The sequence below is a fragment of the Limnobacter sp. genome, from assembly GCF_964228395.1.
In the GTDB taxonomy this organism is placed as follows: Bacteria; Pseudomonadota; Gammaproteobacteria; order Burkholderiales; family Burkholderiaceae_B; genus Limnobacter.
In genome coordinates this window covers 1-11324 of the sequence record NZ_CAXQZX010000057.1, presented here as the reverse complement: position 1 = coordinate 11324, position 11324 = coordinate 1, and the positions used below count along the sequence as shown (strand labels likewise).

Here is an 11324-nt window from a genome sequence, read left to right as displayed (position 1 = left end):
CTCATCAATATGCTCCGAAAGCGTGGGGTGGCCAGCCCTCAGGATGGCGTGTTGGATGGCATGTGCACCCAGTTCGCTGGCCGACAGCGTGCTTAAGCTGCCCTGAAACCCGCCCATGGGCGTGCGTGCGGCTGAAACAATCACAATGGGGTCTTGCGCCATGATGGGGTGTCTCCGAAAAAATTGGGTATTGATGCCCTTATTTTCCCGTGAGACACACCATCAAGTGGCGCTTGGCCGTGTTTATGCGGCAGTTTTTTGTAAGGCCAGCCTTTCACGCAGGGTGTGTGTGGCTTCTACCATGGCTTGCAGAGCCGCCTTGGTTTCTGGCCAGGCGCGGGTTTTCAGGCCACAGTCGGGGTTCACCCACAGGTTTTCAACAGGCACCACGGCAGCCGCTTTTTCAAGCAAGCGAATCATCTCTTCAACCTTGGGCACGCGTGGCGAATGAATGTCGTACACGCCGGGGCCAACCTCGTTGGGATAGCTAAAATCGCCGAATCCGCGCAGCAATTCCATGTCAGATCGGCTGGTTTCAATGGTGATCACATCGGCATCCATCGCGGCGATCGCGGGCAGTATGTCGTTAAATTCCGAGTAGCACATGTGGGTGTGAATTTGGGTGTTGTCCTGCACGCCGCAAGCACTTACCCTGAAAGCGCGGCCCGCCCATTCCAGGTAGTGCTGCCATTGCGCACGCCGCAGTGGCAACCCCTCGCGGTAAGCGGGCTCGTCAATTTGAATCATGCCAATGCCTGCGGCCTCCAGGTCTTGCACCTCATCACGAATGGCCAGCGCCAACTGCAATGCGGTGACGTGGCGGGCCTGATCGTTGCGCACAAAACTCCATTGCAGCATGGTCACCGGGCCTGTCAGCATGCCTTTGACGGGTTTGTGGCTTAGGCTTTGTGCAAAACGGGCCACGTCCACTGTCATGGGCTTTGGGCGGCTCACATCGCCAAACAGGATGGGGGGTTTAACACACCGTGAGCCATAGCTTTGCACCCAACCGTTGGCTGAAAAGGTGTAGCCCTCGAGCTGCTCACCAAAGTATTCCATCATGTCATTGCGTTCGGCTTCGCCGTGCACAAGAACATCCAACCCCAGGCTGTGTTGTACTTCAATGGCGTGGGCAATTTCGGCGTGCATGTGCGCCCAATACTGTTGAGCAGTCATTTCGCCCTTTTTAAACCGTGCACGCAGTTGGCGAATGTTGACTGTTTGTGGAAACGAACCAATCGTGGTGGTCGGCAGCAAAGGAAGCTTGAATCGTGCCCGCTGCAAGGCCTGCCTTTGCTCAAAGGGCTGCTTACGCTGGTCGGCGTCGCCCGGCAAGTTCGCCAAGCGTGCCTTCACCTCGGGATTATTCAACAAAGGGCTGCTTAAGCGCTGTGTTACTTGGCTTTGATGGGATTGCCATGCTTGCAGATCAGCCTGTGGCGCGGGGTGCCCTGCCAATTGCGCCTGGGTGAGGCTTTTGAGCAGACGCAACTCTTCCAGTCGCTCTACTGCGCCAGCCAACCAAGGTTTTACGGCAGGGTTGACGGTGGTGTCGTTGGCAAACCGGTAAGGGCTGTGCAACAGCGAGCAGCTGGGTGCAATCCACACCTCACCTTTGCCCGCGTCGAAGGCATGCTCAATCAGCCCTTTGGCATGCTCAAGGTCGCTTTTCCAAATGTTGCGACCATCCACCAAACCCAGCGAAAGTACCTTGTAATTGGGCAACCAGTCCAACACCAAGGGCAGGTCTTCGGGTGCGCGCACGCAGTCCAGGTGTAGCCCATCGATTGGCAATTTGCACAGCAGGCTGGTGTGGCCTTGGGTGCTCCCAAAGTAGGTGGCCAGCAAAATTTTTAGGCGGCTGTTTTTTAATTGCAGGTAAATGCGCTCCAAAGACGCCACCCAGGGACCAGGCAAATCAAGCGCCAGAACGGGCTCGTCGATTTGTACCCATTGGACCCCTTTGGCGGCAATGGCTTGCAACACCTGCGCGTAGGTGTTCACCAGTTCAGGCAGCAAATCCAGACGATCAAACCCAGCTTGCTTGCTCTTGCCCAGGTAAAGGAAAGTCAGCGGCCCAACCAAGCTCACTTTGATGGGGTGCTTGAACCGCGAGGCTTCGTCAATTTGCTCTAACAAAGGTTTTGCCTTGGCCTCAAAGCGGGTGTTGGCTTCAAACTCCGGGACCATGTAGTGGTAGTTGGTGTCAAACCATTTGGTCATCTCCAAGGCAAAAGTTGCTGCTTTCAACCCACCGGCATCAGTCTGCCCCCGCACCATGGTGAAGTAGCGTTGCAGATCGTCATCAATCGCCAGGTCCTTGAAGCGCTGCGGCACACAACCCAGCAGTTCGATGTGGTCGGCCATGTGGTCATAAAGGCTAAAGTCACCCACGGTGATGAAGTCTAGCCCGCTGTCGATTTGGAATTGCCAATGCCGTGCACGCAGAGCAGCCGAGGTATGGCGCAAAGCGGCCTTGTCGATGTCGCCGCGCCAATATTGCTCAAGGGCAAACTTCAATTCGCGATGCTCGCCAATTCTGGGAAATCCAAGAATGTGTGATTTGATCATGTTGATGGCCTTCGAAAAAAGTAAGTCGAATGTGAAAGCACCATCTTGAGTGTTTAAAGGGTATTATTCAAACGAAAGTTTTTATAAAAAAATATGAGAAATACTAATGAACAAAAGCATACTTGAACTGCGTCATCTGCGTACCCTTCAAGCAATCGCCAACACGGGTAGCTTAAGCCGGGCAGCCGATGTACTGTTTGTCACGCAAAGTGCTGTGTCGCATCAGGTCAAGGCCTTACAAGATTGGTATGGCGAGGAACTGCTGTACAAGCACGGGGGCGCCACCCGTTTTAGTCCATTGGGTCAACGTTTATTAAAGCTGGCCGAGCAAGTGCTGGCACAGGTCGACATGGCAGAACTGGAAATTCAGCAGCTTCGACAAGGGGCGGGTGGCCCTTTGCGTGTGGCGGTGGAGTGTCACACCTGCTTTGATTGGTTAATGCCCGCCATGGATGCCTACCGTGGTCGATGGCCCGATGTGGAGTTGGACATCGTGTCTGGATTCCATGCAGATCCGGTGGGCCTGCTGCATTCGGGTGATGCAGAGTTGGCCATCGTGTCTGAAGACCCCAGGGAGGAGGGCGTGGCCGTGTTCCCTTTGTTTCGTTATGAAATGGTTGGCCTGGTGCCGGTGGGCTCGCGTTTGGCGCAGCGACTCTACTTGCGCCCTTCAGACTTTAAAGGGCAAACACTCTTGAGTTACCCGGTACCCGACGACATGCTTGATGTGGTCAAGCATTTTTTGAAGCCAGCGGGGGTACAGTACACCCGGCGCAGCAGCGAACTTACTGTGGCCTTGTTGCAATTGGTAGCCAGCAAGCGTGGTCTGTCGGCCTTGCCTGCCTGGGCCGTTAAGGGCTATGTTGAACGCGGCTATGTGGCGCAGTTGCCACTGGGCAAACACGGGCTTCGCTCAAGCCTGTACGCCGCATTGCCCGCCCGTTTGGCGGGCAAACACTACACCCAGGATTTTGTGAAAGTGACCCGCGATGTGTGCGCACGCGAGCTTGACGGCATTGAATTGTTGGCCAGCCCAACTCTGGGTTAAAACCCAGCCATGGCAATGCTGGTGTACAAGGGTATGCCCACCAAAATATTAAGCGGAAAAGTGATACCCAAAGACAAACCAAAATAAAGGCTCGGGTTGGCTTCGGGAATGGCGTAGCGCACAACCGCCGGCACCGCGATGTATGAGGCGCTGGCGGCCAGCACCATCAACAAGGCCACGTCGCCGGCTGGCAGACCCATCAGCATGCCCAAGGCGTAAGCCAGGCCTGCATGGGTGAAGGGCGCCAGCAAACCATACAGCAACATCACCTTGGGCAAGGCACGCACCGTGGGCAGGTTTTTGGCGGTCATCAGGCCCATGTCGAGCAAGAAAAAAGCCAACATGCCTTTGAACATGTCACCCGTGAACGGCTGCATGGCCACCTTGCCTTCGGCTCCGCTTAACACGCCAATCAACATGGCGCCCAACAACAAAATTTGTGCCCCCTCAGTAAAAGATTCTTTAAGCACATGTGCAAACCCATGATGCGGACCTGTACTTAAGCCTTGCTGGGCGCGGGCCACGTTGGCAAACAGCACCGCCATGATAATTGCAGGTGATTCCATTAGCGCCATGGCCGCGGCCATGTGACCACCAAACGGAATGCCTTGTTTTTCCATGAACTGAGTGGCCGTAATAAACGTGACCGCGCTGACAGACCCATAGGTGGCAGCAATGGCTGCCGCATCAAAAGAATTGAGCACTCGCCGCAGCAAGGGATAACTGAAGGCTGGCACCACAATCGCCAGCAGTATGGCCGCCAGCAAACCGTTGGCCACTTCCATGTTCAAACCTGATGCGGCCAAGGCAAAGCCGCCTTTCAGGCCCAAGGCCATCAGGAGGTAAAGCGACAAAAATCTGGAAACCTGGGCAGGAATTTCAAGATTCGACTTCAACAGCCCAGCCACAATGCCGAGAATAAAAAACAGAATCGCAGGATCAAAGAAATTTTGCATAGAGGAGGGTGGCTTAGATGAATTGGGCAAACGTTGGCATGGATAGTATGCGCTTTGAAGTCTCGTGTAAAATCAGAAAAAACGAACGTTCGTTCGAATCAATATTCAATCTGTTAGCGGAGATAACCCATGAATTTGCAAAACGCAGTGGCTGTGGTCACAGGGGGCGCATCTGGCCTTGGTTTGGCCACTGTTGAGGCCTTGGTTGCCCGTGGGGCCAAAGTGGCTGTTTTTGACATGAACGAACAAGCCGGCGCCGCCGTGGCCGCTGCCCACCCCGGCAAGGTGATTTTTCAAAAAGTGAATGTGGCCGATGCGCAATCGGCTGCCGAAGGCATAGCCGCCACAGTCAAGGCATTTGGAGCCTTGCACATTGCTGTAAACTGCGCTGGCATCGGCGCGGCAGGTAAAACACTTGACCGTGACAGCAAAGCCCTGCCTCTGGATGCTTTTGCCAAAACCATTCAGGTTAACCTCATCGGCAGCTTCAATATTGCCCGCTTGGCCGCTGAAGAAATGGCTAAAAACCAGCCCGACGAAGATGGCCAGCGCGGCGTGATTATTCACACCGCCAGCGTGGCCGCTTTTGATGGTCAAACAGGCCAGGCTGCGTATTCAGCCAGCAAGGGTGGTGTGGTAGGCATGACCCTCCCCATGGCCCGCGATTTGGCTCGCTACGGCATCCGTGTTAATACCATTGCCCCGGGCATCTTCGACACACCCATGATGCAGGGCGTGTCAGAGGAATACCGCGCTCCCCTCATTGCAATGGTTCAAAACCCCAAGCGCTTTGGCGCGCCCGCAGAATACGGTAGCCTGTGCGTAAGCATTGTTGAAAACAACTACCTGAATGCAGAAACCATCCGCTTGGATGGCGGCATCCGCATGCAGGCCAAATAAGGGGCACGCCATGGGTGGAATGGACCAATTCAAAACGCCGCAGTCCGAAGACATTACCTTGTTCCGGGACATGCTGATTCGCTGCCTTGAAAAAGAGGTGCTTCCGCATTACGACCGTTGGGAACGCGAGGGGCACATGCCGCGTGAGGTGTGGAACACCTTGGGGGCTGCGGGCATGCTGGGCCCTGACATGCCCGAGGAATACGGCGCAGCGGGAGCCCCCTTTGAAGTCAACCTGATGATTTTGGAAGAAACCTGCCGCCTGGGCCTGCACGGCTTGAGCACGGGTTTTAACGTGCATGCCAACATCGTGATGCCTTACGTCAACAACATTGGCACCCCAGCACAAAAAGCTGAATGGTTGCCCAAGTTGGCCAGTGGTGAGGCCATTGGGGCCATTGGCATGACCGAGCCTGGCGCGGGCAGTGACCTCGCTGGCATGCGCACCAACGCCGTGCGCGATGGGGACGACTACATCATCAATGGGTCAAAAATTTTTATCACCAATGGTTTGCATGCGGGCCTGGTGGTGTTGGCTGCCAAAACCGACACCAGCAAAGGTGCCAAAGGCATCAGCCTGTTTTTGGTGGACACCAGTTTGCCCGGCTTTAAAAAAGGCAAGGGCATTGAAAAAATTGGTCAGCATTCCAGCGACACGGCAGAACTGTTTTTTGACAACCTTCGCGTGCCCGCCAGCGCCATGCTGGGCGAAGAAAACAAGGGCTTTGCCTACCTCATGCAGGAGCTGCCACGCGAACGCATCGGTGTGGCCACACAGGCCATTGGCGCATGCGAAGGAGCCATGGCGCTTACTCGCGATTACGTCACCCAGCGCAAAGCTTTTGGGCAGAGTTTGTCTCAATTCCAGAATACCCGTTTCAAAATGGCCGAGCTGCGTGCACAAATCGAGCTCACCAAAGCCTACTTGAACCAATGCATTGCGCGTTGCAAAGCCGGTGTAATGACCACAGAAGAAGCATCCATTCTGAAGCTGACCGCCACTGAATTACAGGTCAAAGTAACCCACGAATGCCTGCAGCTTTTTGGGGGTTACGGTTATACCCAGGAATACCCCATTTCCCGGTTCTTTCTGGATGCGCGCGTACAGACCATTTACGCAGGCACCTCCGAGATCATGAAAGAAATGATCGCCCGCGGTGAGTTGGGGCGCTGATCAGTCGCAAATCAAAGGGCGCTCGGCCTGGCGGACCATGCTGGCCGCTGGGCCGGGCTTCAAATAGGCTATGCTTGCGCGCATGGACATATTAATCAGCGAAGAAAAGGGCGTGCGGCAACTGCACTTTGGATCCGAGTGGGTGCAGGGCGCCATGCGCATTTCACGGCCCTACGACCTGGAGCTGGAGTACACGCGAGAGATGATGCTTCCGCTGGTGTTGCAAGACCCACGCAATGGGCCCCGCAAGGCCTTGTGCATCGGCTTGGGCGTTGGTGCCATTCCAAAGTTTTTACATCGTCATTGGCCAAACAGCAGCATCACGGTGGTCGAAATTGAGCCAGCCGTTGTGCTTGCAGCGCAGGCGCATTTCAAATTGCCCCCCATGACCCCCAATTTTCAGGTTGAGATTGGCTGTGGGGCGGCCTACCTGGCCAAGCAAGAACGCCAGTTCGACTTAATCGTGGTGGATGGTTTTGACGCAAAAGCCAAAGTGGGGCCCTTGAACTCCCTCGAGTTTTATCAGCACGCGCGCGCAGCCCTGGGCAACACGGGTTGCATGGTCGTCAATATTCTGAGCCGACAAAAAGACACCGAGCCCGGAAAACAGCGTTTGCGGCAGGCTTTTGATGGCCAGGCCGTGGTGTTGCCGCCCTGTGGCAGCGGCAACGTGGTGGCTTTGGCCTCGGGGGGCGCAAAATTTGAACATCACCTGGACACCCTCAAAGCCAATGCGCAAGCACTTCAAGCACAAACCGGCCTGAACCTGATGAACAGCGTTGTGAAATTTCACAACGCGCTGGTTTCACAGTCTGTGGCGTGACTACAATAGCGTGATAACCATTCTCAATAAAATAAGCCATGCAAGAACACAAGAAGTCCATCTGGTTCAGCCCGCCCAATATTGAACTCACCAATGCCATGTGCAAAAACACGGCATGTGAGGCCATGGGCATTGAAATCACCGACATCGGTCCAGATTACGTGCGCGGCACCATGCCCGCAGACACGCGCACCTTCCAGCCCTTTGGTTTGGTGCATGGGGGCGCCAACGTGGTGTTGGCCGAAACCCTGGGCAGCATTGCCGCCAACCTCTTGGTCGACACCAGCAAGTTTTATTGTGTGGGTCAGGAAGTCAACGCCAACCACCTCAGGGGCGTTCGTGAAGGCAAGGTAACCGGCACCGCAAGCCTTTGGCATGCGGGCAAAACCTCGCAGGTGTGGCACATCGAGCTTCGCGACGATGCGGGCAAGCTCACCTGCATTTCCCGGTTGACAATGGCTGTGGTGCCACTTCCCGGAGCCAGGTAAACATGTCAAAAGTCATGAGCAAACTTGATAAAAACGTATTGGGCGGTCCTTTGCTGGCCTGCTCATACGCCCCACTCACAGGTTTTTTTCGCGATGGTTGTTGCAGCACCGGCCCCAACGATGTGGGGCGTCATGTGGTGTGTGCTCGCGTCACTGAAGAATTTTTGCAGTTCTCCTTGAGCATGGGCAACGACCTGATCACCCCGCGACCCGAATACCGTTTTGCCGGGTTAAAGGCGGGCGATCGCTGGTGCCTGTGCGCTTCGCGCTGGAAAGAGGCCCACAAAGCCGGTGTGGCGCCTCCGGTGTATCTGGAAGGCACACACGAGTCTGCACTCAAATTGATCGAACTCGAAACCCTGCTTGAATATGCCATCTTGTAAACATGCTTAAAAAAATCGCCAGCCAGTGGATGTCAGCCAGCCGAGTCAGCCCCACCGCGCTATACACCGGGCAGGTTTGGCAGGCCAATCAACGCTCGGTACCCGAGCTGGCCTCCACCCCTGCGCGTTTGCTGCATGCAGCACTCGCACCGGCCATGCTGGCCTCTCGCACCCTGGGCGGACCCACTCTGAGCGATTTTTTGCTAGCTCGCCACGATCTGATTGATCACGAACTAACACGCCGCATCGAGGCGGGTAAAGTGACCCAAATCATTGAGCTCGCTGCAGGCCTGTCCCCCCGCGGGGCTCGTTTTGTTGAACGATATGGTGACCGCATCACCTACATCGAGGCAGACCTGCCGAGCATGGTTGCCCAAAAGCGAAAACTGCTAGCCCAACGACTTGCCGTGTGTCCCAATCACCAAGTGCGGGTGGTGGATGCGTTTGCAAATGAGGGCGCTTACAGCCTCGAGGAAGTGGCGCGTGGCCTTAACCCCAAGCAAGGGGTGGCGATCGTCAGCGAAGGCTTGCTGAACTATTTCAACCGCGACATGGTCATGCAGCTGTGGGCACGCATCGAATCCACCCTGGACGATTTTCCTTACGGCGCATACCTGGCTGACCTGCACCTTCGTGCCAACAACGCCGACCCGCTTAGCAGGGCCTTTGCTGCGGCGCTTGGCGCTTTTGTGCGTGGTAAAGTGCATTTGCATTTTGATTCAGCCGGCGAAGTTCAACTGGCCATGGAGTCTGTGGGAATGGCTTGCGAAGTGTATCGGCCCGCCGACTTCGCCGATCGTTTGCCCAGTTGCAAAGCCCCTGGCGCCAACCTCACCCGTGTGCTGCGCGCCAGGCCCGCCAGTCAAACCACTCGGGTTTAATTGCGTATATTCAAACTTATAAAAATACCAATCACAAGGAGACAAGGAATGCGTGCAGGATTCACCAGCCTCGTGCTGGCACTGGCCGCCCTGGCAGGGCCGGCTTTAGCACAAGCGCCAAAACTCACCCCCCTGGGGGCAGAGCAGGCTGGCAATGCGGCCGGCACCATTCCGCCTTACACCGGGGGGTTAAGCACACCCCCTGCGGGCTTTAACCCTGCACAAGGCCACGCCGATCCCTTCGCAGGTGAAAAGCCGCTTTATGTAATCACCCAAGCCAACATGGCCCAGCATGAACAACACCTCACGGCTGGGCAAATGGCGCTTCTGAAGCGTTACCCCAACTACAGCATCCCAGTGTACAAAACCCACCGAACAGCCACATTTGGGGCCGACATGTTGGCTGCCATTCAGGCCGAAAAGGGCAAGGCCAAGCTGGTTCATGGTGGTTTGGGGGTAGAGGGGGTACAAGCCAGCAGCGTGCCTTTTCCTGAACCCAAAAGTGGTTTGGAAGCCATTTGGAACACCTTGTTGCGTCGCCCGGCTCAAAGCCTGGAAAGCCACACGGCAAGTTTTGTGGCTGGTGCAGGGGTCAAGCCGCTGGCGTTTTCCAGTAGCCAAACCATTGCCTGGGCGCCTGCCATCGGCAAAGCCGGCACCACCTTGTTGTTTGCCCTGATTGGCGAATCCACTCGGCCAGCAGCCCAGGCCGGCGAGGCCCTGCTGGTGCTAGACACCCTGAACTTTAAAGATGACGCACGCAATGCTTGGGTGGTGAACTCTGGCCAGCGCCGCGTTCTTCGAGCGCCTGAATTGGTTCACTCCGCCCCGGCTGGCAACAGCGACAGCCTGCGCACCGTGGACGATATTTATGGATTTAATGGATCACCTGAGCGATATGAATGGAAATTGCTGGGCAAGCGCGAGGTGTTGATCCCCTACAACAATTACCGCTTGAGCAACAAAGCCCTTAAATACGAAGACATGGTGCAAGACGCTTTCTTGAAAACCGACCTCACCCGTTTTGAATTGCATCGTGTGTGGGTGGTGGAGGGCACACTAAAGGCGGGCATGGAGCACATTTATTCCAAGCGCACCATGTACATTGATGAAGACAGTTGGTACGTGGCCCTGATGGACCAATACGACATGAAAGGCGAACTGTGGCGCGTCAAAATGCTCTACTTGATGCAGGCCTACGACGCGCCCGGCATGTACGTGGCGGGCGAGGTGCAGCACGACATGAATGCGCGCAAATCGGTGTTTAGCGCTTTCCAGAACGAAGAAAAAGCCACCAAATTCAATGTGCCTGCCAAAGCCGCCGACTTTACCCCGGCCGCGCTGCGCAAACTGATGAAATAAGGCTTTAGAAGGGTTTTTCATGCCCGCGCAAGCGGGCAGGCCCTACAATAACGGGCGTTGTAAACCCAAGCCGCCGATTTTAAAACAATGTCCAAGCCCAAAGACAACACACCCAAACAGCCCGAAGAAGCAGGTGCGCTTGAGCGCATCAAAACCGGTGCGTTTGAGCGAAATGTTGCCTTGACCAAAATGGGCGTAGGCGCCGGAGCCAAAATTGCAGGCCACACCGTGCGTAACTTTTTTCGCAAGGCAGATTCCCGCGAACAGGCCAACCGTGCCTTTTATCGCGAACAGGCCAAGGTTCTGGCCGATGAGTTAGGGCGTTTGAAAGGCAGCGTTATGAAGGCCGGGCAAATGCTGTCGCTCTATGGGCAGTACTTCTTACCAGAAGAAGCCGTGGAGGTTCTGGCCGGATTGCAAGACAACACCCCCGCTGTGTCGTGGTCATTTGTAGAGCCTCAATTGGTGGCCGCCCTTGGGCCGTCCACCCTGGAAAAACTCGACATTCAAACTCGGCCCATCGCAGCGGCCTCGCTTGGGCAGGCCCACCTGGCCACCATCAAAGCAAGCGGTGAAAAAGTGGTCGTTAAAATTCAATACCCGGGCGTGGCCGACGCCATCGACACCGACATCAAAACCTTGTCGCGTTTGATCTCTGCCACGCGCCTTGCCCCCAAGGCCCTGGACCTTCAAGGGGTATTCGGTGAGCTTCGGGAAATGCTGGTGCGCGAATGCGAC

General features: G+C 55.7%; 11 protein-coding genes and 1 pseudogene. 9 read left to right on the top strand and 3 right to left on the bottom strand.

Annotated features, from left to right (window positions below; translation table 11 throughout):
• Positions 1 to 165, bottom strand: a pseudogene (locus tag ACEQU8_RS04800) (acetyl-CoA C-acetyltransferase); the annotation flags it as partial.
• A gap of 78 nt (positions 166 to 243) precedes the next feature.
• The gene (metE, locus tag ACEQU8_RS04795) at positions 244 to 2571 is read right to left on the bottom strand and encodes a 5-methyltetrahydropteroyltriglutamate--homocysteine S-methyltransferase (protein WP_370261891.1); all 2328 of its coding nucleotides are present in this window, start codon (positions 2569 to 2571) and stop codon (positions 244 to 246) included.
• 106 nt (positions 2572 to 2677) lie between these two features.
• On the opposite strand from metE, the gene ACEQU8_RS04790 reads away from it, so the two are divergent.
• The gene (locus ACEQU8_RS04790; RefSeq protein WP_370261890.1) at positions 2678 to 3619 is read left to right on the top strand and encodes a LysR family transcriptional regulator; all 942 of its coding nucleotides are present in this window, start codon (positions 2678 to 2680) and stop codon (positions 3617 to 3619) included.
• Here ACEQU8_RS04790 and ACEQU8_RS04785 read toward each other — a convergent pair.
• On the bottom strand, positions 3616 to 4575 hold the full coding sequence (locus ACEQU8_RS04785) for a sodium-dependent bicarbonate transport family permease (protein ID WP_370261889.1): 960 nt from the start codon (positions 4573 to 4575) through the stop codon (positions 3616 to 3618). The two genes, ACEQU8_RS04790 and ACEQU8_RS04785, sit on opposite strands and share 4 nt — an antisense overlap.
• 129 nt (positions 4576 to 4704) lie before the next feature.
• Here ACEQU8_RS04785 and ACEQU8_RS04780 point away from each other — a divergent pair, with 129 nt between their 5' ends.
• The 8 genes from ACEQU8_RS04780 to ACEQU8_RS04745 form a co-directional block, all read left to right on the top strand.
• A complete protein-coding gene (locus tag ACEQU8_RS04780; protein WP_370261887.1) occupies positions 4705 to 5475 on the top strand; it encodes an SDR family NAD(P)-dependent oxidoreductase in 771 nt (256 codons plus the stop codon).
• 10 nt (positions 5476 to 5485) lie between these two features.
• The gene (locus ACEQU8_RS04775) at positions 5486 to 6649 is read left to right on the top strand and encodes an acyl-CoA dehydrogenase family protein (protein ID WP_370261885.1); all 1164 of its coding nucleotides are present in this window, start codon (positions 5486 to 5488) and stop codon (positions 6647 to 6649) included.
• Positions 6650 to 6731: 82 nt separating this feature from the next.
• On the top strand, positions 6732 to 7472 hold the full coding sequence (locus ACEQU8_RS04770) for a fused MFS/spermidine synthase (RefSeq protein ID WP_370261883.1): 741 nt from the start codon (positions 6732 to 6734) through the stop codon (positions 7470 to 7472).
• Between the two features lie 38 nt (positions 7473 to 7510).
• Complete coding sequence (locus tag ACEQU8_RS04765) at positions 7511 to 7960, top strand: hotdog fold thioesterase (RefSeq protein ID WP_370261881.1); 450 nt, start codon at positions 7511 to 7513, stop codon at positions 7958 to 7960.
• A 2-nt stretch (positions 7961 to 7962) separates the two neighbouring features.
• Positions 7963 to 8343, top strand: a complete 381-nt coding sequence (locus ACEQU8_RS04760; RefSeq protein WP_370261880.1) for a DUF2237 family protein — start codon at positions 7963 to 7965, stop codon at positions 8341 to 8343.
• A gap of 2 nt (positions 8344 to 8345) precedes the next feature.
• Entirely contained in the window at positions 8346 to 9224 is an 879-nt protein-coding gene (locus ACEQU8_RS04755; protein WP_370261879.1) for a class I SAM-dependent methyltransferase, read from the top strand.
• Between the two features lie 48 nt (positions 9225 to 9272).
• Positions 9273 to 10586 carry a DUF1329 domain-containing protein gene (locus ACEQU8_RS04750; RefSeq protein ID WP_370261878.1) on the top strand — a complete coding sequence of 438 codons (1314 nt, stop codon included), beginning with the start codon at positions 9273 to 9275 and terminating at the stop codon, positions 10584 to 10586.
• A gap of 87 nt (positions 10587 to 10673) precedes the next feature.
• A partial coding sequence (locus ACEQU8_RS04745; RefSeq protein WP_370261877.1) for an AarF/UbiB family protein occupies positions 10674 to 11324 on the top strand: 651 nt, incomplete at its 3' end.